Source organism: Burkholderia semiarida, assembly GCF_029268935.1.
In the GTDB taxonomy this organism is placed as follows: domain Bacteria; phylum Pseudomonadota; class Gammaproteobacteria; order Burkholderiales; family Burkholderiaceae; genus Burkholderia; species Burkholderia semiarida.
Genome location: NZ_JAHLCL010000007.1, coordinates 1,980,860 through 2,003,311, shown reverse-complemented (window position 1 = coordinate 2,003,311; position 22,452 = coordinate 1,980,860). Strand labels below are relative to the sequence as shown.

Below are 22,452 nucleotides of genomic sequence, written 5' to 3'. Positions count from 1 at the left end.
TAGCGGATTTCAACCGGGCGGGCCGGCCATCAGCCCGGCCGGCGGCCGCCGGTCGTGCGTTCGATGGCGGCGAGATCGGCGCGCGATTCCACCGCGACGAAGCCGTGCGACGCCAGGATCGCGCGGACGGCTTCGGCCTGGTCGTAGCCGTGCTCGATCCACAGCGTGCCGCCCGGTTTCAGACAGGCGCCGGCGCCCGCGACGATCGTGCGGATCGCGCTGAGGCCGTCGGCATCGTCGGTGAGCGCGCCGCGCGGCTCGAAACGCAGGTCGCCCTGCGCGAGGTGCGGATCGTGCTGCGCGATGTACGGCGGGTTGCTGACGATCGTATCGAACGCGAGCGCCGGATCGAGCGCCGCGTACCAGTCGCTCTGCAGCCAGTGCAGCGGGCCGCCGGGGCGGTGCGCGCCTAGCAGCTTGTCGGCGTTGCGTTGCGCGACCGCGAGCGCGGCCGGCGAACGGTCGAGCGCCCACACGCGCGCGTCGGGGCGCTCGGCCGCGATCGACACGGCGATCGCGCCGCTGCCGGTACCGAGATCGAGCACGGCCGCATGCGGCAGCCCGTCGATCGCATCGAGCGCCGCTTCGACGAGCAGCTCGGTCTCGGGGCGCGGGATCAGCACGTCGGGCGTCACGTCGAACGCGCGGCCGAAGAACTCGCGCATCCCGACCAGTTGCGCGACGGGCTCGCCGGCGACGCGGCGCGCTTCGAGCGCGCGGTAGCGTTCGACCGCGGCCGCGTCGAGCGGCGCGTCGCCGCGCGTGATCAGTTGCGTGCGGGTCCAGCCGAGCGCGTGCGCGAGCAGCACGCGTGCATCGACCGGGTCGAGCGGCGAGGCGCGCAGCAGGGCGTCGGCGGTGGCGTCGGACATCGCGGCCTCAGTCGGCGTCGCCGAGCGACGCGAGCAGCTCGGCCTGATGCTCGGTGACGAGCGCGCCGATCAGTTCGTCGAGATCGCCGTCCATGATCGCCTCGAGCCGGTACAGCGTCAGGTTGATCCGGTGGTCGGTCATCCGGCCCTGCGGGAAGTTGTACGTGCGGATTCGCTCCGAGCGGTCGCCGGAGCCGATCAGGCTCTTGCGCGTCGCGGCTTCCTTCGCGTGCTGCTCGTGATACTGCTTGTCCTTGATGCGCGCGGCGAGGACCTTCAGCGCGCGATCCTTGTTCTTGTGCTGCGACCGGTCGTCCTGGCACTCGACGACGATCCCGGTCGGGATGTGCGTGACGCGCACCGCCGAATCGGTCTTGTTGATGTGCTGGCCGCCCGCGCCGGACGCGCGGAACGTGTCGATGCGCAGGTCGGCCGGATTGATCTCGACCTCGCCGATCTCGTCGGCTTCCGGCATCACGGCGACCGTGCACGCGGATGTATGGATGCGCCCCTGCGTCTCGGTGGCCGGCACGCGCTGCACGCGATGGCCGCCCGATTCGAACTTCAGACGCGAATACGCGCCCTGGCCGGCAATGCGTACGATCACTTCCTTGTAGCCGCCGAGATCCGACGGGCTTTCCGACATCATCTCGACCTGCCAGCGCTGGCGTTCCGCGAAGCGCAGGTACATGCGCAGCAGGTCGCCCGCGAACAGCGCCGATTCGTCGCCGCCCGTGCCCGCGCGGATTTCGAGGAAGATGTTGCGGTCGTCGTTCGGATCCTTCGGCAGCAGCATCTTCTGCAGCTCGGTCTCGAGGCGCGCCATGCCCTCGCGCGCGCTGCGGATTTCGTCTTCCGCGAAATCGCGCATCGACGGATCGGCGAGCAGTTCCTGCGCGGCCGTTTCGTCGCTGCGCGACTGGCGCCATAACGCGTATTGCTCGACGACCGGGCCGAGTTCCGCATGTTCGCGCGTCAGCTTGCGGTACTGGTCGAGGTCGGCCGTGACGTTCTCGCGGCTCAGCAGGTCGTTGAGTTCGGCCAGCCTGGTGGAAAGCTGGTCGAGCTTGCGTTGCATGCTCGTCTTCATGGTGTGGAGCGGCGCTCCCGGGCAAGGGGTATTCGGAAAGGATAGGCCGGCGGCGGGACAACGGCCGACGGCGGCAGGGCGACCGGGCGGCGCTAGTGGCCGGACTGGTCGTTCGAGCGCGGCGCGTGCTGGTAGAAGCCGCGCATCAGGTCGATCAGCGAATCGCGATCGGCGCCGTTGACGCGGTTGAGCGCGCTCGTCGGACCGTGGATCAGCTTGTTGGTCAGCGCCTGCGACAGTGCTTCGAGCACGGCGGCCGGATCGTCCCCGCGCGCGAGCAGCTTCTGTGCCTTCTCGACTTCGGCCCGGCGCAGCGCGTCGGCCTGCGTATGCATGTGACGGATCACCGGCACGACGCTGCGCGTGTCGAGCCATTGCATGAAATTCTGCACGCGCGTCTCGATGATCGCCTCGGCTTGAGCGACCGCGGCCTGGCGCGACGCGTTGCCTTCGCGCACGATCGCGCCGAGATCGTCGACGGTGTAAAGGAACACGTCCTTCAGCTTGCCGACTTCGGGCTCGATGTCGCGCGGCACCGCGAGGTCGACCATGAAGATCGGCCGGTGGCGGCGCGCCTTCACCGCGCGCTCGACCGCGCCGAGGCCGATGATCGGCAGCGTCGATGCGGTGCACGACACGATGATGTCGAATTCGTGCATGCGGGTAGGCAGATCCGCCAGCGGCATCGCGCGGCCGTTGAAGCGTTCGGCGAGCCGCTGGCCGCGTTCGGCCGTGCGGTTCGCGACGACGAGCTCGCGCGGACCCTGCGCGGCGAAGTGCGTCGCGCACAGCTCGATCATCTCGCCGGCGCCGATGAACAGCACGCGCTGATCCGACACCTTTTCGAAGATCCGTTGCGCGAGGCGAACCGCGGCGGCGGCCATCGACACCGACTGCGTGCCGATTTCGGTCGTGCCGCGCACTTCCTTGGCCACCGCGAACGTGCGCTGGAACAGCTGGTTCAGATAGGTGCCGAGCGCGCCGGCTTCCGTCGCGGTGCGAACGGCGTCCTTCATCTGGCCCAGAATCTGGGTTTCGCCCAGCACCATCGAGTCCAGGCCGGACGCGACGCGGAACGCGTGCCGGACCGCTTCCGACTGCGGCAGCGCATAGACGTGCGGCGCGAGCTCGTCGACCGGGATCCGGTGATACTCCGACAGCCAGCGGACCGCGCCTTCGCGGGCCGCGCGATCGTCGGTCGCGCAATACAGTTCGGTGCGGTTGCAGGTGGAGAGGATCGCCGCTTCGGGCGTATTGGGCGCCTGCGGGCCGAGAAACACGTTCTTGAACGTGGCGAGAGCCGGCTTGATTTGCTCGAGCGGAAACGCCACGCGTTCGCGCAGGGCGACAGGCGCAGTGTGGTGGTTGATTCCGATCGTGAGGAGTTGCATATCGAGGGCTATCGTTTAGCCCCATATTATAGCGTTTCGGTGATTTCCTCACTCGCTGCGTACCGGCCATCGGCGTGGCGGGGCCGTGAATTTGGGGGTTCGATCGGCACGCGGTCGAGCTGATAGCCGAAGCCGTAGAGCGGCAACAGCCGGTAGCCGCGCTCCGGAAGCAGTTGCAATTTGCTGCGCAGCCGGGACGCGTGCGTGTCGAGCGTGCGCGACTTCATGTCGCGGCGGCGCCCCCACACCGTTTCGAGGATATGGGCGCGCGACACGGGCCGCGACACGTTCGTGAGCAGCAACTGCGCGAAACGGAACTCCTTCGGCGTCAGTGAAACGATTGCGTCGCCGAAACGCACGAGGCAATGCGTGGCGTCGAATGCGTATTCGCCATACATTTCGCGCGAGCGGGCGGGTGCGCGGCGTACGCCGGCGCGCCGGCTCAGCGCGTTGACGCGCGCGAGCAACTCGGGCCCGCTCACGGGGCGCACGAGACAATCGTCGGCGCCCGCGTGCAGGCACGAGACGATTTCGCTCTCGCGCGCCGACGGCATCACGGCGATGGCCGGCAACCCGGGCAGGACCGCTTGCGCGCGCGGAATGACTTCCTGCGCCGGCTGGTCGCCGGCCCAGTGGCCCGTGACCAGCATGTCGCAGGTGTTGTCGGCGGCGAGCCACGCGAAGAATGTGGCGCTGGACGCAAATGCGTGACACACGTGACCGCCCGCGAAGAGCAGGCGGTTCAGGAGTGCGGCATGGCGCGACTCGGGATCGATCAGAGCGATTCGCATGAGAATTTCTTCAATACGGCAGCAGGCGCGCGCTTGCCATAACGTCGAGTCGGCCCCTACACTCGAACGTTCGCGGCGCCCGGTTGGTCTCGGGTTCGATGAATGAATCGATGCTAGCCGCTGGCAACGTTCACGCCTATGGGACGAATCTGAATTTATAGAAGGCGTCGAATGAACTGGTTTGGAATCCTTGTCCTGGGAGCGGCCGTCGGGCTGTTCGGCCGCTGGCTGCACCCGATGCGGCGCACGGCCCGGCCGGCGTGGTGGATCGCGGTGCTCGTCGGCATCGTGGGCGCGGCCGCCGCCCGCATGGTCGGCAATCTCTCGGGACTGTTTTACGATGGCGAGACGCTCGAATGGCCGGTCTGCACCGGCGTCGCGTTCGTCGCCGTAGCCGTGACGGTCGCGTTGTCGGCCCGTCGCTGAATGCTCTCAGGTGAAATCATGAATGCCCGTCTCCCCGAAGTCTCGCCGGTGCCGGCCCGCCTCGCGCTGCTGCGCGGCGCCATGGCCCGCGAGAATCTGGCCGCCTATCTCGTGCCGTCCGCCGATCCCCATCTGTCCGAATACCTGCCCGAACGCTGGCAGGCGCGCCGCTGGCTGTCCGGCTTCACGGGTTCGGTCGGCACGCTGGTCGTGACCGCGGATTTCGCGGGGTTGTGGGTCGACAGCCGCTACTGGGTGCAGGCCGACGCCGAGCTGGCGGGCACCGGCGTGCAGCTGATGAAGATGACGGGCGGGCAGCAGAGCGCGCCGCACGTCGACTGGCTCGCGCAGAACGTGGCGGCGGGCGCGACGGTCGGCGTCGACGGCGCCGTGCTCGGCGTCGCGGCCGCGCGCGCGCTGACGGCCGCGCTGAGCGCGCGCGGCATCGCGCTGCGTACCGACGTCGACCTGCTCGACGCGATCTGGCCCGAGCGGCCCGGGCTGCCCGGCGATGCGGTTTTCGAGCACGTGGCGCCGCAGGCGGACACGACGCGCGCGAGCAAGCTTGCCGAAGTGCGCCGCGCGATGCACGCGCAGGGCGCGCAATGGCACTTCGTGTCGACGCTCGACGATCTCGCGTGGCTGTTCAACCTGCGCGGCGCCGACGTCAACTTCAATCCGGTGTTCGTTGCGCACGCAATGATCGGCGCCGATCGCGCGACGCTGTTCGTCGCCGACGGCAAGGTGTCGCCGGCGCTGGCCGCGTCGCTCGCGCAGGATGGCGTCGACGTCCGCGCCTACGACGCCGCGCGCGCGGCGCTCGCGGCGCTGCCCGACGGCGCGACGCTGCTGATCGATCCGCGCCGCGTGACGTTCGGCACGCTCCAGGCCGTGCCGGCCGGCGTGAAGCTCGTCGAGGCCGTGAATCCGTCGACGTTCGCGAAGTCGCGCAAGACGTCCGCCGAGATCGAGCACGTACGCGTGACGATGGAGCACGACGGCGCCGCGCTTGCCGAATTCTTCGCGTGGTTCGAACAGGCGGTCAATCGCGAGACGATCACCGAGCTGACGATCGAGGAGAAGCTCACGGCCGCGCGCGCCCGGCGCCCCGGCTATGTGTCGGCGAGCTTCGCGACGATCGCCGGCTTCAACGCGAACGGCGCGATGCCGCACTACCATGCGACGCGCGAGTCGCACGCGACGATCGCCGGCGACGGCCTGCTGCTGATCGATTCGGGCGGCCAGTACGTGACGGGCACGACCGACATCACGCGCGTCGTGCCGGTCGGCACCGTCAGCGACCTGCAGCGGCGCGATTTCACGATCGTGCTGAAATCGATGATGGCGCTGTCGCGCGCCCGCTTCCCGCGCGGCATCCGCTCGCCGATGCTCGACGCGATCGCGCGCGCGCCGATGTGGGCGGCCGGCCTCGACTACGGCCACGGCACCGGGCATGGCGTCGGTTACTTCCTGAACGTGCACGAGGGCCCGCAGGTCATTTCGCACTATGCGCCCGCCGAGCCGTACACGGCGATGGAAGAGGGGATGATCACGTCGATCGAGCCGGGCGTGTACCGTCCGGGCCAGTGGGGCATCCGGATCGAGAACCTGGTCGTGAACCGGGCGGCCGGGCAGACGGAATTCGGCGATTTCCTCGCGTTCGAGACGTTGACGCTGTGCCCGATCGACACGCGCTGCGTGCTGATCGAGATGCTGCACGACGAAGAGCGCGCGTGGCTGAACACGTATCACGCGACGGTGCGCGAGCGCGTCGGCCGGCACCTGAGCGGCGACGCGAAGGCGTGGCTCGACGCGCGCACGCAGCCGATCTGACGCAACGTGCGGCAACGGCCGGATCGCGATTCGGCAACGATCGAACGACGGCCGGACGATAACAGCGAGGGAAGGCAATGACGGACACCGCGGTGATCGTAATCGACATGCAGCGCGGGCTGGTGGAGCGGGCGCAGCCCGCGTACCGGCTCGACGACGTGGTGTCGGGCATCAACAGGTTGACGGCGGCGGCGCGCGCGGCGAACGCGCCGGTGTGCTTCGTGCAGCACGACGGCGACGCGGACGACGACATCGTGCCCGGCACGCCGGGCTGGGAACTGCATGCGGGGCTGGTCGTCGGTCGAGCCGACTGGCGCGTGCGCAAGCAGGCAAGCGATGCGTTTCACGATACGCCGCTCGCGGCGCAGCTCGATCGCCACGGCATCCGTTCGGTGCTGATCTGCGGCTATGCGACCGAGTTCTGCGTCGATTCCGCCGCGCGCCGTGCCGCGCTGCTCGGCTACCGGACGACCGTCGTGTCCGACCTGCACACGACGAACGAGCGCGCCCATCTGTCGGCGGCGCAGATCGTCGCGCACCACCACTTCATCTGGAACAACAATTCGCTGTCCGGCAGCGCGGTGACGCCGCGGCCGCTCGCGGACGTGCTCGCCACGGAGTTCGCATGACGATCAAGGCAGTGGTGTTCGATTTCGGTGGCGTGCTGATCGACTGGAGCCCCGAGTACCTTTACCGTGAGCTGATTCCCGACGATGCCGAGCGCCGCTGGTTCCTCACGCACGTGTGCGCGATGGACTGGGTGGTCCGCCAGGACGGCGGGCAGACGATCGAGGAAGGCACGGCCGAACTCGTCGCGAAGTTTCCGGAGCACGAGGCGCTGATCCGCGCGTTCTACGCGCGCTGGCACGAGATGATCGGCGGCGTGCTGGAGGAGGGCGCGGCGCTCGTCGACCGGCTGGACGCGCAGCGGATGCCGCTGTTCGGGCTGACCAACTGGTCCGCGCAGACGTTTCCGTATGCCTGGGACAACTTCCCGGTGCTGCGCCGGTTCAAGGACATCGTCGTGTCGGGCCGCGTGAAGCTCGTGAAACCCGATCCGGCGATCTACCGCGAGATGCAGGCACGGATCGAACCGCACCTGCCCGGCATCGCACCGCACGAGCTCGTGTTCATCGACGACAACGCGCACAACGCGGCGGCCGCGACGGCGCTCGGCTGGCATGGCATTCATCACACGAGCGCGGCGGCGACCGAGGCGCGGCTGCGCGAACTGGGCGCGCTCGCGTAAGCGTCGGGGCGAGCGCCGGGCGGGATAAAGAAAGCGGGCCATGAGCCCGCTTCTTCGTTGTGCCGTGCCGGTTGCGGCCCGCTTCGGCGCCGGCCCCGCGTGAGCGCGGCGCCGGTTGCCTGGGCCGCGCCGCTCAGCGGCTGATCGGCTTGTAGCGCAGACGCTTCGGCTTCGCGGCTTCCTCGCCGAGGCGCGCACGCTTGTCGGCTTCGTACTCCTGGTAGTTGCCGTCGAAGAACGTGACCTGCGAATCGCCTTCGAACGCGAGGATGTGCGTCGCGATCCGGTCGAGGAACCAGCGATCGTGCGAGATCACCATCACCGAACCCGCGAATTCGAGCAGCGCGTCTTCCAGCGCGCGCAGCGTTTCGACGTCGAGGTCGTTCGACGGTTCGTCCAGCAGCAGCACGTTGCCGCCCGAGATCAGCGTCTTCGCGAGATGCAGGCGGCCGCGCTCGCCGCCGGACAGGTTGCCGACGATCTTCTGCTGGTCGCCGCCCTTGAAGTTGAAGCGGCCGATGTACGCACGCGACGGCGTTTCGTACTTGCCGACCGTCAGCACGTCGGCGCCGCCCGAGATTTCCTCGAACACCGTCTTCGACCCGTCGAGCGCGTCGCGGCTCTGGTCGACGTACGCGAGCTTCACCGTCGGGCCCATCACGACTTCGCCCGAATCCGGCTGTTCCTTGCCGGTCAGCATCTTGAACAGCGTCGACTTGCCGGCGCCGTTCGGCCCGATGATGCCGACGATCGCGCCGGCCGGAATCTTGAAGCTCAGGTTGTCGATCAGCAGGCGGTCGCCGAACGACTTGCTGACGTTCTTGAACTCGATCACTTCATTGCCGAGGCGTTCGCCGGCCGGAATGAAGATTTCCTGCGTTTCGTTGCGCTTCTGGTATTCCTGGCTGCTCAGTTCCTCGAAGCGGGCGATACGCGCCTTCGACTTCGCCTGACGGCCCTTCGGGTTCTGGCGCACCCACTCCAGTTCCTTCTTGATCGCCTTCTGGCGTGCCGATTCCGACGCTTCTTCCTGCTTCAGGCGCTCTTCCTTCTGGTCGAGCCAGCTGCTGTAGTTGCCCTTCCACGGAATGCCGTGGCCGCGGTCGAGTTCGAGAATCCATTCGGCCGCGTTGTCGAGGAAGTAGCGATCGTGCGTGACCGCGACGACGGTGCCCGGGAAGCGCACCAGGAACTGCTCGAGCCAGTCGACCGATTCGGCGTCGAGGTGGTTGGTCGGTTCGTCGAGCAGCAGCATGTCGGGCTTTTCGAGCAGCAGCTTGCACAGCGCGACGCGGCGCTTTTCACCGCCGGACAGGTGCTCGATCTTCGCGTCCCACGGCGGCAGGCGCAGCGCGTCGGCCGCCACTTCGAGCTGCTGCTCGGGGCTGCCGCCGTCGCTCGACGCGAGGATCGCCTCGTACTTCGCCTGCTCGGCCGCGAGCGCGTCGAAGTCGGCGTCCGGTTCGGCGTAGGCCGCGTAGATTTCTTCCAGCTTCTTGTTGGCCTGGAACAGGTCGCCGAGGCCTTCCTCGACGGCTTCGCGCACGGTCTTCGTCGGATCGAGCTGCGGTTCCTGCGGCAGGTAGCCGATGTTCAGGTTCGGCATCGGCGTGGCTTCGCCCTCGATGTCCTTGTCGACGCCCGCCATGATGCGGATCAGCGTCGACTTGCCCGAGCCGTTCAGGCCGAGCACGCCGATCTTCGCGCCGGGAAAGAACGACAGCGAGATGTCCTTCAGGATCTGGCGCTTGGGCGGCACGATCTTGCCGACCCGGTTCATCGTGAAAACGTATTGGGCCATTTCGGTGTGAAAGTCAGAAGTGGTTGAGACGGCCGCGCAGCGCGCGCGGGCGTGGCGGCGTCGGGTGATTCGGTACGGAGCGTGCCGCGCGGGGCGCGGCGGTGCGAGCGCGTATTGTACTTCGCTGCGGGCTGCCGCTGGCACGGCGCAGGCCATTCGGCCGACCCGCGCTCACAGCCACGCGGCGACGCCGCCGTGCCCCGAGCACGTGCCGCGCCGGTGGCGGCTGAAGCTGTACGTGCCGTCGCGGCAGCGTGCGCTCGCGCCGTCCGGCACGCGGCCCGATTTCGAATGCGCGGGCGCATGCACGGTTTCGCCGTCGCGGTTGCGATACGTGTCGTGACGGTCGAGATCGGCTTCGTTGCCGTGGCCGGGCGACGCGCGATAGGCATGTGCCGGCGTGGGTAACGCGGCGCCCGCGGCGAAGAGCGCGGCGGACAGGGTCGCGACGTGTGTCGCGCGGCGGAGCAGGGCACGCATGGTCTCTCTCGTTCCGTTCGTTGTTATCGATACCGGGCGATGTCGAGCCGACCGCCCGCGCCGCATGTTAGCGGATCGGCGCCGTGGCGCCGCGCGACGCTACGCCGCGCCGGACATCGACGCCGCGCCGTCGGTCTGCGCGGCATCGAGAATCCACCGGCGGAACGCCGCAACCTTCGGCCGTTCCGCATGATGCGGCGGATAGACGAGGTAGTACGCGAAATCGTCGAGCCATGCGGTATCGGCAAGCTGCACGAGCCGGCCGCTCGCCAGCTCGCCGCGCACCATCGCGGCCGGCAGCAGCCCGGCGCCCTGGCCCGCGACGATCGCCTGCAGCAGCAGGCCCGAATCGTCGAACGCGGGGCCGCGCGGCGGCCCGAAATCGTCGATCCGCTGCGCGCCGAACCAGATGTGCCAGCCCTTGCGTTCGGCGTCGTGCAACTGCGGCCAGCCGACGAGCGCGGCCGGCGTCGCCGGCATGCCGAGCCGCGCGACGAGTTCGGGCGACGCGAGCGCGACGATTTCCACCGTCAGCAGGCGTTCGCCGCACAGCCCGATGTAACGCCCGAGGCCGTGGCGGATCGCGACGTCGACGCCGTCGCGCGCGAAATCCGCGAGGGCGTGGCTCGTGACGACCTGCAGGTCGACGTCCGGGCACGCCTGCCGGAACTGCGCGAGGCGCGGGACGAGCCATGCGGACGCGAAGAACGGCGTGACGCTCACCGTCAGCACGCCGCTGTCGGCGGCGCCCGACACGCGCTGCGACGCATCGGCGATCTGCCGGAACGCGTTGCGCACGGGCGGCAGGTAGTCGCGGCCGGCGGCCGTCAGCAGGATCCCGCGGTTCACGCGCTCGAACAGTTGCACGCCGAGATGCGTCTCGAGCACGCGGATCATCTGGCTCACCGCGCCCGGCGTGACCGACAGCTCCTCGGCCGCCGACTTCACCGACAGGTGGCGGGCCGCGGCTTCGAAGGCGCGCAGTGCGTTGAGCGGCGGCAGGCGGGAACGATTCATTCAGTTTTTCTAAAGCGAAAGGTCGACGAAATATCGTTTGAGGCGGCGCGTGCGCGCGAGTACCGTTGATGCGTCTGATCGCTTGTTTTGCGGTCGCATGTCGGCAGTCGCTGCGATCAACATAGTTCAACTATATCCACGGAGCAACCCGGCTGCCGCGCGGCAGCCGGTCGAACCTGAGAGGAGCATCGTCATGAACCGCCCGGGCGCGTCGCGCCTTTTCTACGGCTGGTACGTGGTGGCGGCCGCGTTCGCCGTCACGTTCGTCGGATTCGGCAGCGCGTATACGTTCAGCGCGTTCGTCGAATCGTTGCAGCGGGATTTCGCCGCGTCGCGCGGCCAGATCTCGCTCGTGTTCTCGCTCGCCGGCTTCCTGTACTTCGGCTTCGGCATCGTCAGCGGGCCGCTGGCCGATCGTTTCGGCTCGCGACGGCTCGCCGTCGCCGGGATGCTGCTGACCGGCGCGGGGCTCGCGGCCGCCGGCGCGGCGCATACGCTGCTGCAAGTCTATGTCGCGTACGGGCTCGGTGTCGGGTTCGGCGTGGGCAGCGCGTACGTGCCGGCCGTCGGTGCGGTGCAGCGCTGGTTCGTGCGCCGGCGCGGGTTCGCGTCGGGGCTCGCGGTCGCCGGGATCGGCGTCGGCACGCTGGTGATGCCGCCGCTCGCGTCCGCGCTGATCGCGCAGGTCGGCTGGCGCGGCGCGTACTTCACGCTGGCCGCGCTCGTGATCGTCCTGGGAGCCGGCATGTCGCTGCTGATCGAGAACGATCCGCGCAGGCGGGGATTGCTGCCGGACGGCGACGCACCCGGCGGCGGCAGTCGGGATGCCGCTGCTGCGTCGACCGGTGCGAACGTGCATGCCGGCGCGACGGTCCGCGAAGCCGTCACGTCGCGGCCGTTCGCGAGCCTGTACGCGGCCTGCCTCGTCTGCTCGTTCGGCGTGTTCGTCCCGTTCGTTCACCTCGTGCCGTACGCGCTCGATCATGGCGTCGCGCCGTCGACGGCCGTGCTGCTGCTCGGCGCGATCGGCGTGGGCAGCACGGCCGGCCGCTTCTTCCTCGGCGGCCTCGCCGATCGCTTCGGCCGCCGCGCATCGCTGCTCGCGATGTTCGCCGGCATGGCCGTCGCGCTCGTCGCATGGGCGGGCGCCGGCACCGTCGCGACGCTGGCCGCGTTCGCACTCGTGTTCGGCGTGTTCTACGGCGGCTGGGTCGCCGTGCTGCCGGCCGTCGTGATGGACTATTTCGGCGGGCGCAACGTGAGCGCGATCATCGGCATTCTGTACACGAGCGTCGCGTTCGGCACGCTGATCGGGCCGGCCGCCGCCGGCTTCATCTACGACGCGGGCGGCGGCTATCTCGTGCCGATCCTCGCGAGCGCCGCCGCGAATGCGATTGCGTTCGCGATCGTCGCAACCACCGGGCGTGCGCCGGCCGCCGCGCGTGCGACCGGCGCATAGCGCCGCGCGGCTGGGCGTGTCGCGCGGTTTCCGGTAGGGTAGCCGGACCGTCAACCATCGGCGTACGGTCGGGGAGGCATCGTGACATTCGACGAAGTCCGGCAGATCGCACTGGCATGGCGCGGCGTCGAGGAAGGCACGTCGTACGGCACGCCCGCGCTCAAGGTGAAGGGCAAGCTGCTCGCGCGGCTGCGCGAGGACGGCGACACGCTCGTCGTGAAGGGCGTCGGCCCCGACGAGCGTGCATGGCTGATCGAGTCGGCGCCCGACGTGTACTACGTGACCGATCACTATGTCGGCTGGCCGATCGTGCTGGTGCGCCTGTCGGCCGCGCGCCCCGACGCCGTGAAAAAACTGCTTCTGCGCGAATGGCTCGCGATCGTGCCGGCGAAGTGGCGGGACGAAGCTGCCCGCGACGCGAACTGAATGGCGCGCCCCGCGCTCGAGCCGGCGCCGGAACCAATCAAACCTTGCATCGGTGCGTATCGATGCAATGAGTGGTTCCATCGAAATTCCTCAATTGGTTCTTAGTGAAGAACCGTTTGGTGCTTACACTCCTTCGCTTCGAAGGCGGCTGACGACAGCCGACGGAACGGGCGTACGCGATGCGCCGGCGCTTGGCGCGCCGCATCGCACCCGCAGCTTCGCAGACTGCGCGGACGACCCCACCGGAGCGGCCCCATCCGGCCCATGCCCACGTGCGACGCACGCGCGGCCGCGGCCGGACCCAAGAACGACAACTCCCCGCGCCGCCTTCACGCGACACCGGTCGTACCGGAACCGTTTTTTGGAGAGAGACAGATGAGTGGAAGCAACACGGGCCTCGGCACGGGCCTGAAGCAGCGTCACGTAACGATGATGTCGATTGCCGGCGTGATCGGCGCGGGCTTGTTCGTCGGCTCCGGGCACGCGATCGCGGAAGCCGGGCCGGCATCGATACTCGCGTATGCGATCGCGGGCGTGCTGGTCGTGCTGGTGATGCGCATGCTCGGCGAGATGGCCGTCGCGCATCCGGACAGCGGGTCGTTCTCGACCTATGCCGATCGCGCGATCGGCCACTGGGCCGGCTTCACGATCGGCTGGCTGTACTGGTGGTTCTGGGTGCTGGTGATCCCGATCGAGGCGACCGCCGCCGCGACCATCCTCAATGCGTGGTTCCCGGACATCGCGACGTGGATTTTCGCGCTCGGCATCACGCTGCTGCTCACCGTCACCAATCTCTTTTCCGTCAAGAACTACGGCGAATTCGAATTCTGGTTCGCGCTGATCAAGGTCGTCGCGATCATCGTGTTCCTGTGCATCGGCGGCGCGGCGATCGTCGGCATCATTCCGGCACCGGCCGTGTCGGGCGTGTCGAACCTGTTCGTGCATGACGGCTTCATGCCGCACGGCGCGAGCGCGGTGCTGGCGGCGATGCTGACGACGATGTTCTCGTTCCTCGGCACCGAGATCGTGACGATCGCGGCCGCCGAATCGGACAACCCGCAACGCCAGATCGTGCGCGCGACGAATTCCGTCATCTGGCGTATCACGCTGTTCTATCTTGGCTCGATCCTCGTCGTCGCGGCCATCGTGCCGTGGAACGACCCGCTGCTGCCGAAGCACGGTTCGTATCAGCGCGCGATGGAACTGATCGGCGTCCCGAACGCGAAGGCGATCATCGACGTGATCGTGCTCGTATCGGTCGCGAGCTGCCTGAATTCGGCGCTGTACACGGCGTCGCGGATGCTGTTCTCGCTGTCCCGGCGCAAGGACGCGCCCGCGTTCCTGCATCGCACCGATTCGACCGGCACGCCGCGTGCGGCCGTGCTCGCGTCGACCGCGTTCGGTTTCCTGACCGTGATCGCGAACTACCTGATGCCGGAGCAGGTGTTCGGGTTCCTGCTCGCGACGTCGGGCGCGATCGCGCTACTCGTGTATCTCGTGATCGCGGTCTCGCAACTGCGGATGCGCAAGACGCTCGAATCGGGCGGCGCCGACCTGACGCTGCGGATGTGGCTGTTCCCGTGGCTCACGTGGGCCGTGATCCTGTTCATCTGCGGCACGCTGACCGTGATGTTCGTCAGCGAGGATCATCGGATGGAAGTGGGCGCGACGGCCGTGCTGGCGTTGCTCGTGCTGCTTGCGTCGTGGTTGAACAAGCGGGGGCGCGATGCGCGGGCGGGTGAAGGGCGGCGCGTGTCGGCGACGTGATGGCGTGACGTGATGGCGGGCGGAAAGCCCGCGCCGTGAAACTTGGCCCGATCGGTGTTTGCCGGTCGGGCCGTTTTTATTCCGCGATTGGCAGGATGTCGTTGCGGGATCAACGATCGGGCAACGCTACTGAAGCGCGCCGGATCAAATCCGATTCGTCGCGCCCGTCGCGGTAATTGAAGCGGCCGACGGGCTATGCTCTGCGTCGGCCGGTATCGAAGCGCGGCTGCTGTGCCGGTGCGCAGTAGCGACCACGTTCGCGTGTGTTCGCATCTTTACATCAGGATGGGGCCTGATCCCGCGTCGAGGACAGTGTCTTCGTCATCTTCTTCGTCGATGCCGTCGCACAGATCGCTACCGCCGCAGGAAGCATGGATCCTCCACCCCATTCCTTGCGTGCGGACCTTTCGCATGAGGCGTCTCGCGCCTTCTTCCATTTTGAGATCCGCGCCTCGAGCGACGTTTTGCGCTCCGGGTGCGCGCGGACCTCTTCGTCGATAACGTGCTGCAATTCGCGTTCGGCAACGATCTGATCGCGCCAGGCGCAGAAATTCATGCCGGTTTGGCTCGAGTCGCAGTGGTTCAACAGCGCGGTGACTTCACTGGCCGGCAAACCGCTGCGCGCGGATATCTCGTCGGCCGGTGTCGGGTCGGCGAGTGCGGCAGCCGAAACCGCCATGAACAGCCATAGGCAGTGCTTCGTCATCGTGGCCTGCTAGCGGAATGATGCTGGGAGCATTAAGCGGAAAACCCCTTGCGGCACTATGGCCGCAAGGGGTTTTCCGTGAATTGCCTTACGCCTGGGAGATTCGCTCAAACGTTGAACAGGAAGTTCATCACATCCCCGTCGTGCACGACATATTCCTTCCCTTCCGCGCGCATCTTGCCGGCTTCCTTCGCGCCTTGCTCGCCCTTGTACGTGACGAAGTCGTCGAACGCGATCGTCTGCGCGCGGATGAAGCCGCGCTCGAAGTCGGTGTGGATCACGCCGGCCGCCTGCGGAGCGGTATCGCCGATGTGGATCGTCCACGCGCGCACTTCCTTCACGCCCGCCGTGAAGTAGGTCTGCAGGCCGAGCAGCTTGAAGCCCGCGCGGATCACACGGTCGAGGCCCGGCTCTTCCATGCCCATGTCGGCGAGGAATGCCTCCTTGTCCGCGTCGTCGAGATCGGCGATTTCCGCCTCGATCGCCGCGCACACGGCGACCACCGGCGCATTTTCGCTTTCCGCGTACTTGCGCACCGCCTCGAGGTGCGGATTGTTCTCGAAGCCGTCGTCCTTCACGTTCGCGACATACATCGCCGGCTTCGCGGTGATCAGGCAGAACGGCTTGATCAGCGCCTGTTCGTCGTCCGACAGCGCGAGGCCGCGCACGGCCTTGCCCTGGTCGAGTTGCGCGCGCACCTTCTCGAGCACCGCGACGAGCTTCGCCGCTTCCTTGTCGTTGCCCGACTTCGCCGCCTTCGAATAACGCGTGAGCGCCTTCTCGATGGTGCCGAGGTCGGCGAGCGCGAGTTCGGTGTTGATCACTTCGATGTCGTCGATCGGGCTGACCTTGCCGGCGACGTGAATGACGTTCTCGTCCTCGAAGCAGCGCACGACGTGCGTGATCGCGTCGGTTTCGCGGATGTTCGCGAGGAACTGGTTGCCGAGGCCTTCACCCTTGCTCGCGCCCGCGACGAGGCCCGCGATGTCGACGAACTCGACGACGGCCGGCACGACACGCTCCGGCTTGACGATTTCGGAGAGCGCCTTCAGGCGCGTATCCGGCACTTCGACGATGCCGACGTTCGGCTCGATCGTGCAGAACGGGTAGTTCTCGGCGGCGATGCCGGCCTTGGTCAGCGCGTTGAACAGGGTGGACTTGCCGACGTTGGGCAAGCCGACGATGCCGCATTTGAGACTCATGGAATCCTTCGGACGGGTGAGGCGGCGCGGCCGGACAGGGCACGGCGGCGCGGGAAAAAAGGGCGGCCGGCGCGTGGAGCGCGGCGGGCCGACGGTCAAAGACGCTATTGTACCGTGCCGGCGCCCCGGATTCCGGGCTGGCGCCGAACGGCCGATGCGGCGCGCCGCCGCGCCCGCGCACCGCGCCTGCGATTCTGCTGATTTCCCGCAAAGTCCGGCCGCGTAAGGGTTTGGCCCCGCGGCTATAATGCCCGCCATGACTGCCCACCACACCTTCGACGTCGCCGTGGTCGGCGGCGGGCTCGTCGGCAAGACGGCCGCGCTCGCGCTGACCCAGTCCGGCTACAAGACAGCCTTGCTCGCCCAGCCGGCCACGCCGCGCCCCGCCGATCTCGCGTTCGACACGCGCGTCTACGCGCTGTCGTCCAGTTCACAGGCGTTGCTCGAGCGGCTGCGGGTGTGGCAGGCGCTCGACCACGGCCGGCTCGCGCCGGTCTACGACATGCGCGTGTATGGCGACGCGCATGCCGAGCTGCATTTCTCCGCCTACCAGGCGTCCGTGCCGCAGCTCGCATGGATCGCCGAGTCGTCGCTGGTCGAGGCGTCGCTCGACGCCGCGCTGCGGTTCCAGCCGAACCTCACGTGGTTCGAGGCGCGCGCGCAGGGTTTCGACGTGCGCGACGACGCGGCCGTGCTCACGCTGTCGTCGGGGCAGGTGCTCGAGGCCGATCTCGTCGTCGGCGCCGACGGCGCGCATTCGTGGGTGCGCTCCCAAATGGGGGCCAGGGTGGAGCGGCGCGACTACCGGCAGACGGGCGTCGTCGCGAACTTCAAGGCGTCGTGGCCGCACCGCGAGACGGCTTGGCAGTGGTTCCACGAAGGCGAGATCGTCGCGCTGCTGCCGCTGCCGGACGGCCACGTGTCGCTCGTGTGGTCCGCGCACACCGCGCATGCGGATGAATTGCTGGCGCTCGATCCGGCGCAGCTCGCGGCCGAGGTCGAGCGCGTGTCGCACGGCCAGCTCGGCACGCTCGAATGCGTGACGCCGGCCGCCGGCTTCCCGCTGGCGCTGCAGACGGTCGACAAGCTGATCGCGCCGCGCGTCGCGCTGGTCGGCGATGCCGCGCACCTGATCCACCCGCTCGCGGGGCAGGGGATGAACCTCGGCCTGCGCGACGTCGCCGCGCTCGCCGACGCGATCGCGGGCAAGGAAAGCTTCCGGAATCTCGGCGATACGGTGCTGCTGCGCCGCTACGAGCGTTCGCGCCGCGAGGACATCCGCGCGCTGATGGTCGCCACCGACGGCCTGCAGCGGCTGTTCGCGGTGCCCGGCTCGCTCGCGAAGGCGGTGCGCAATGCGGGCATGGCGTTCGTCGGCGCGCAGCCGCTCGTCAAGCGCTGGCTCGTGTCGGCCGCGCTCGGCTGATCGAACCTTCTGCCGCTGCACGGGTCGGAGACGGTTCCATAACGGCGTACACTGTGCCGAGCACTCCGATTGAGCTGAAGGAAGATTTCGATGAAAAAAACGATCCGCATCGCATCGCTGGCGCTGGCCGTCGCGATGGCGACGCTGGGCTGCACCGCGCAGGCCGACCAGACCACCGACAAGCTGAAGGCCACGCTGCAAGCCCGTCTCGGCAACGACGCGCCGATCAAGAGCGTGTCGAAATCGCCGGTTGCAGGGCTTTACGAAGTGAACCTCGGCTCGCAGATCATCTATAGCGACGCGGCGGGTGACTACGTGCTGCTCGGCGATCTCGTCGACGCCAAGACGCACAAGAACCTGACCGACGCCCGCCTGTCCGAAATCAACAAGATCGATTTCGCGAGCCTGCCGTTCGCGAATGCGATCAAGGTCGTCAAGGGCAACGGCGCCCGCAAGATCGCGGTGTTCTCCGATCCGAACTGCCCGTACTGCAAGAAGCTCGAGACGACGCTGCAGTCGGTCGACAACGTGACCGTCTACACGTTCCTGTACCCGGTGCTGTCGCCGGATTCGACCGCGAAGTCGAAGGCTATCTGGTGCGCGACCGACCGTGCGAAGACGTGGGCGAGCTGGATGCTCGACCACCGCGCGCCGTCCGGCCCCGGTACCTGCGATACCAGCGCGCTCGACAAGAACCTCGCGCTGGGCCGCGGGATGAACGTCACGGGCACGCCGACGATCTTCCTGCCGGACGGCCGCCGCCTGCCGGGCGCGGTATCGGCCGACCAGCTCAACCAGGCGCTCGCCTCGAGCAAGTAACCGACTGCACGCCGGGCGCATGGCCCGGCCAGCGAGGGGCGCCCGCACGATCTGCCGGCGCCTCTCTTCGTTTTCGCCGCCGTATTCGACCGACCGATTGCCACGATGACCCAGCCGATCCGCTATTCGATTGTCCCGAAAGATCTTGCCGCGCACCTGTTCGAAGTGACGGTGACGGTTGCCGATCCCGATCCCGAAGGCCAGCGTTTCTCGCTGCCGGTATGGATTCCGGGCAGCTATCTCGTGCGCGAGTTCGCGCGCAACATCGTGACGCTCGGCGCGTTCAACGACGCGGGCCGCAAGGTGCGCATCGCGAAGACCGACAAGCATACGTGGCAGGCCGCGCCCGTCACCGGCACGCTGACGCTGCGTTACGACGTGTATGCGTGGGACCTGTCGGTGCGCTCCGCGTATCTCGACGAATCGGGCGGCTTCTTCAACGCGACGGCCGTGTTCCTGAGCGTCGCGGGCCGCGAGGAGGCGCCCTGCGAAGTCGACATCGCGAAACCGGCCGGCGCGGCGTTCCGCACATGGCGTGTCGGCACCGCGCTGCCCGAGGCGCGCGGCACGAAGCGCTACGGTTTCGGCGCGTATCGCGCGGCGAACTACGACGAACTGTCCGACCATCCGGTGACGATCGGCGAATTCGCGCTCGCGACGTTCGACGCGCACTGCGTGCCGCATGACATCGTGATCGCCGGACGCGTGACCCAGCTCGACCTGGAGCGGCTGCGTACCGATCTGAAGCGCGTGTGCGAAGCGCAGATCGCGCTGTTCGAGCCGAAATCGAAGAAGGCGCCGATGGACCGCTACGTGTTCATGACGCTTGCAGTCAGCGACGGCTACGGCGGCCTCGAGCATCGCGCGTCGACCGCGCTGATCTGCAACCGGACCGACCTGCCGGTGAAAGGGCGCCCCGAAACGACGGAAGGCTATCGCACGTATCTCGGGCTTTGCAGCCACGAGTATTTCCACACGTGGAACGTGAAGCGCATCAAGCCGGCGGCGTTCGTGCCGTACGACCTCACGCGCGAGAACTACACGTCGCTGTTGTGGCTGTTCGAGGGCTTCACGTCGTATTACGACGACCTGATGCTGGTCCGCAGCGGGCTGATGTCGCAGGACGAATATTTCGCGGCGCTGGGCCGCACCATCGGCGGCGTGCTGCGCGGCACGGGCCGGCTCAAGCAGAGCGTCGCGGAAAGCTCGTTCGACGCGTGGATCAAGTACTACCGCCAGGACGAGAACGCGACCAACGCGATCGTCAGCTATTACACGAAGGGCTCGCTCGTTGCGCTGGCATTCGATCTCGCGATCCGTGCGCGGACGCGCAACCGGAAGTCGCTCGACGACGTGATGCGCCTGCTGTGGCAACGCTACGGCCGCGATTTCTATCGCGGCAAGCAGGCGGGCGTCGAGGAAAACGAAGTCGAGGTGCTGATCGAGGAAGCGACGGGCGTCGCGCTCGGCCGCCTGTTCGCCGACGCCGTGCACGGCACGCGCGATCTGCCGCTTGCCGAACTGCTTGCGCCGTTCGGCGTAACGCTGGCGCCCGACGTCGCGACCGGCGCGGCCGCGAAGCCGACGATCGGCGCGCGTTTGCGCGGCGGCGCGGACTGCACGCTCGCGGCGGTCTACGAAGGCGGCGCCGCGCATCGCGCGGGGTTGTCGGCCGGCGACACGCTGATCGCGGTCGACGGGCTGCGCGTGACGGGCACGAACCTCGATGCGCTGCTCGCGCGCTACCGGCCGGGCGACAAGGTCGAGGTTCACGCGTTTCGCCGCGACGAGCTGCGCACCGCGAAACTGAAGCTCGACGGCCCGGACGTCACGCGCTACCGGCTGACGGCGGCCGCGAAGCCGGCTGCGGCCACGAAGGCCCGCGAAGCCTGGCTGAAGGGGTAATCGTCCGAAAGCGGGTATCGGGGCGCGATCAAGGATTGTTCTGCTGCTGCAACAATCCGTCGCCCTGGGCCCGCTTTTTCGCGGTCATGCGGCCACGCACAATGGCGTCACTCGCGCTACCGAAGCGCAACCCTACCGGAGCCTGACATGACGACCATTCTGCAAATCAATTCCGCTGCGCGTTCGCAAGGCGCGCAATCCACGCTGCTGGCCAACGAACTGACGGCAAAGCTGCAACAATCGAACCCCGGCGCGAACGTCGTGGTTCGCGATCTGCTGGCCGACGCGCTGCCGCACCTCGACGAATCGGTGCTCGGCGCATTCTTCACGCCGGCCGACAAGCGCACCGCGGAACAGAATGCGATCGTCGCGAAGAGCGATGCGCTGATCGCCGAGTTGCAGGCTGCCGACATCATCGTGATCGGCGCACCGATGTACAACTTCGGCATCTCGTCGCAATTGAAGACGTATTTCGACTGGATCGCCCGCGCAGGCGTCACGTTCCGCTACACCGAGAACGGTCCGGAAGGCCTGATCAAGGGCAAGAAGGTTCACGTGGTGACGGCCCGCGGCGGCAAGTACGCCGGCACGCCGAACGACAGCCAGACGCCTTACCTGCGCACGTTCCTCGGCTTCATCGGCCTGACCGACGTGAGCTTCATCTTCGCGGAAGGCCTGAACCTCGGCCCGGATGCGCAAAGCGCCGCGCTCGCCAGCGCGCGCGAGGCGATCGCCGCCGCGTAACGCGTGAGGTCGACGCGGGTGCGACGCACCGGCTGCGTCACCCGATAAAAAACGCCGCGCCCCGAAAGGGGCGCGGCGTTTTTGCATTCGGCCGGCGAACTCGCCGCCTGGGCCGTTACGCGAGCGTTTCGGCCACGTCCGGCAGACGCCAGTCGATCGGTTCGCGGCCTGCTTCGACCAGATAGTCGTTCGCGAGCGCGAAATGGCGGCAGCCGAGGAAGCCGCGATGCGCGGACAGCGGCGACGGATGCGGCGCCTCGAGCACGCAATGCGCGTTCGCGTCGAACAGGGCGCGCTTGGCCTGCGCGTGCGCGCCCCACAGCATGAACACGAGCCCGCGATGACGGCCGGCGAGCTCGCGGATCAGCGTGTCCGTGCATTGCTCCCAGCCGCGCTTAGCATGGCTCGCGGCCGCGCCGCGCTCGACCGTCAGCACGGTGTTGAGCAGCAGCACGCCCTGGCGCGCCCACGTGTCGAGGCAGCCGTGCCGCGGCGTGTCGTGACCGAAGTTCGCGGCGATTTCCTTGAAGATGTTGCGCAGCGACGGCGGCGTGCGGACGGCCGGCGGCACCGAGAACGCGAGGCCGTGCGCCTGCGGCGTGCCGCGATCGTCGCCGTGGTACGGATCCTGGCCGAGGATCACGACCTTCACGTCGTCCGGGCTCGTCAGGCGCAGCGCGCGGAACACGTCGGTCGGGTAGACCGTCTTGCCGGCCGCACGCTCCTCATCGACGAAGCGGCACAGCGGCGCGTACGCGTCGCTGTCGGTGAACGGTTTCAGCACGTCGCGCCAGACAGCCGGCAGCGCGTCGAATTGCGCGGCGAGATGCGGTACGTCGGCGGCGACGGGGCGCGGCGCCGCGGCGGCCGAGGCCGGCTCGGGCATGGGCGCGGGTGCTGCGGTTTTCTTCGCTGCTTTGCGCCGAGCGGCAGGCGGCTCGGACGCCGCGGACGGAATATCGGCCTGCGCCGTTTCCGGCACGGGATCGTCGAACAGCGACGCCTGTTGCGGCGCGCGGGAAGTCTTGCGGGTTGCCATGCGTGATGC

General features: G+C 68.1%; 21 protein-coding genes. 11 read left to right on the top strand and 10 right to left on the bottom strand.

The features are described from left to right. Positions 1-29 precede the first annotated feature (29 nt). The 4 genes from prmC to KPB06_RS22275 all read right to left on the bottom strand — a co-directional run bounded on the left by prmC (position 30) and on the right by KPB06_RS22275 (position 4,144). Positions 30-872 (bottom strand): peptide chain release factor N(5)-glutamine methyltransferase, encoded by an 843-nt coding sequence (gene prmC / locus KPB06_RS22290; protein ID WP_059577097.1) that lies wholly within the window; start codon positions 870-872, stop codon positions 30-32. A 7-nt stretch (positions 873-879) separates the two neighbouring features. Continuing rightward, positions 880-1,962: a peptide chain release factor 1 gene (gene prfA, locus KPB06_RS22285; protein ID WP_059577095.1), complete on the bottom strand. Its 1,083-nt coding sequence runs from the start codon at positions 1,960-1,962 to the stop codon at positions 880-882. A 92-nt stretch (positions 1,963-2,054) separates the two neighbouring features. Continuing rightward, complete coding sequence (gene hemA / locus KPB06_RS22280) at positions 2,055-3,353, bottom strand: glutamyl-tRNA reductase (protein ID WP_059577092.1); 1,299 nt, start codon at positions 3,351-3,353, stop codon at positions 2,055-2,057. 26 nt (positions 3,354-3,379) lie between these two features. Then, positions 3,380-4,144, bottom strand: coding sequence for a response regulator transcription factor (locus KPB06_RS22275; RefSeq protein WP_059577089.1), 765 nt, complete (start codon positions 4,142-4,144; stop codon positions 3,380-3,382). Positions 4,145-4,315: 171 nt separating this feature from the next. Between KPB06_RS22275 and KPB06_RS22270 the strand changes: the two genes are divergently transcribed. The 4 genes from KPB06_RS22270 (at position 4,316) to KPB06_RS22255 (ending at position 7,652) form a co-directional block, all read left to right on the top strand. After that, the gene (locus tag KPB06_RS22270) at positions 4,316-4,570 is read left to right on the top strand and encodes a DUF1129 domain-containing protein (protein WP_059577086.1); all 255 of its coding nucleotides are present in this window, start codon (positions 4,316-4,318) and stop codon (positions 4,568-4,570) included. An 18-nt stretch (positions 4,571-4,588) separates the two neighbouring features. After that, the gene (locus KPB06_RS22265; protein WP_059577083.1) at positions 4,589-6,403 is read left to right on the top strand and encodes an aminopeptidase P family protein; all 1,815 of its coding nucleotides are present in this window, start codon (positions 4,589-4,591) and stop codon (positions 6,401-6,403) included. A 77-nt stretch (positions 6,404-6,480) separates the two neighbouring features. Next, the gene (locus KPB06_RS22260) at positions 6,481-7,032 is read left to right on the top strand and encodes a cysteine hydrolase family protein (protein ID WP_059577080.1); all 552 of its coding nucleotides are present in this window, start codon (positions 6,481-6,483) and stop codon (positions 7,030-7,032) included. Then, complete coding sequence (locus KPB06_RS22255; RefSeq protein ID WP_059577077.1) at positions 7,029-7,652, top strand: HAD family hydrolase; 624 nt, start codon at positions 7,029-7,031, stop codon at positions 7,650-7,652. Before KPB06_RS22260 ends, KPB06_RS22255 begins: the two co-directional genes overlap by 4 nt. Positions 7,653-7,785: 133 nt before the next feature. Here the strand turns inward: KPB06_RS22255 and ettA are convergent, their stop codons facing one another. The 3 genes from ettA to gcvA form a co-directional block, all read right to left on the bottom strand. Continuing rightward, the gene (gene ettA / locus KPB06_RS22250; RefSeq protein WP_006494122.1) at positions 7,786-9,453 is read right to left on the bottom strand and encodes an energy-dependent translational throttle protein EttA; all 1,668 of its coding nucleotides are present in this window, start codon (positions 9,451-9,453) and stop codon (positions 7,786-7,788) included. Positions 9,454-9,624: 171 nt separating this feature from the next. Continuing rightward, positions 9,625-9,933 carry a DUF3761 domain-containing protein gene (locus tag KPB06_RS22245; RefSeq protein WP_059577075.1) on the bottom strand — a complete coding sequence of 103 codons (309 nt, stop codon included), beginning with the start codon at positions 9,931-9,933 and terminating at the stop codon, positions 9,625-9,627. A gap of 99 nt (positions 9,934-10,032) precedes the next feature. Next, entirely contained in the window at positions 10,033-10,950 is a 918-nt protein-coding gene (gene gcvA, locus KPB06_RS22240; RefSeq protein ID WP_059577072.1) for a transcriptional regulator GcvA, read from the bottom strand. 193 nt (positions 10,951-11,143) lie between these two features. On the opposite strand from gcvA, the gene KPB06_RS22235 reads away from it, so the two are divergent. From KPB06_RS22235 to gabP, 3 genes are all read left to right on the top strand, one after another. Beyond that, positions 11,144-12,409, top strand: a complete 1,266-nt coding sequence (locus KPB06_RS22235) for an MFS transporter (RefSeq protein WP_059577069.1) — start codon at positions 11,144-11,146, stop codon at positions 12,407-12,409. Positions 12,410-12,490: 81 nt separating this feature from the next. Continuing rightward, positions 12,491-12,835 carry an MmcQ/YjbR family DNA-binding protein gene (locus KPB06_RS22230; RefSeq protein ID WP_059577066.1) on the top strand — a complete coding sequence of 115 codons (345 nt, stop codon included), beginning with the start codon at positions 12,491-12,493 and terminating at the stop codon, positions 12,833-12,835. 375 nt (positions 12,836-13,210) lie between these two features. After that, entirely contained in the window at positions 13,211-14,602 is a 1,392-nt protein-coding gene (gene gabP, locus KPB06_RS22225) for a GABA permease (RefSeq protein WP_059577062.1), read from the top strand. Positions 14,603-14,882: 280 nt separating this feature from the next. Here gabP and KPB06_RS22220 read toward each other — a convergent pair whose 3' ends face one another. Then, a complete protein-coding gene (locus KPB06_RS22220) occupies positions 14,883-15,308 on the bottom strand; it encodes a lysozyme inhibitor LprI family protein (RefSeq protein ID WP_059577060.1) in 426 nt (141 codons plus the stop codon). Between the two features lie 107 nt (positions 15,309-15,415). Beyond that, complete coding sequence (ychF, locus tag KPB06_RS22215; RefSeq protein ID WP_006482062.1) at positions 15,416-16,510, bottom strand: redox-regulated ATPase YchF; 1,095 nt, start codon at positions 16,508-16,510, stop codon at positions 15,416-15,418. Between the two features lie 247 nt (positions 16,511-16,757). On the opposite strand from ychF, the gene KPB06_RS22210 reads away from it, so the two are divergent. From KPB06_RS22210 to KPB06_RS22195, 4 genes are all read left to right on the top strand, one after another. Beyond that, positions 16,758-17,936: a UbiH/UbiF family hydroxylase gene (locus KPB06_RS22210; protein ID WP_059577057.1), complete on the top strand. Its 1,179-nt coding sequence runs from the start codon at positions 16,758-16,760 to the stop codon at positions 17,934-17,936. A 90-nt stretch (positions 17,937-18,026) separates the two neighbouring features. Then, complete coding sequence (locus tag KPB06_RS22205; RefSeq protein ID WP_059577055.1) at positions 18,027-18,755, top strand: DsbC family protein; 729 nt, start codon at positions 18,027-18,029, stop codon at positions 18,753-18,755. A 105-nt stretch (positions 18,756-18,860) separates the two neighbouring features. Beyond that, a complete protein-coding gene (locus KPB06_RS22200; RefSeq protein ID WP_059577052.1) occupies positions 18,861-20,660 on the top strand; it encodes a M61 family metallopeptidase in 1,800 nt (599 codons plus the stop codon). Positions 20,661-20,807: 147 nt separating this feature from the next. Continuing rightward, entirely contained in the window at positions 20,808-21,404 is a 597-nt protein-coding gene (locus tag KPB06_RS22195) for an FMN-dependent NADH-azoreductase (RefSeq protein WP_059577049.1), read from the top strand. Between the two features lie 115 nt (positions 21,405-21,519). Here the strand turns inward: KPB06_RS22195 and KPB06_RS22190 are convergent, their stop codons facing one another. Continuing rightward, positions 21,520-22,443, bottom strand: coding sequence for a uracil-DNA glycosylase (locus tag KPB06_RS22190; protein WP_059577046.1), 924 nt, complete (start codon positions 22,441-22,443; stop codon positions 21,520-21,522). Between the last annotated feature and the right edge of the window lie 9 nt (positions 22,444-22,452).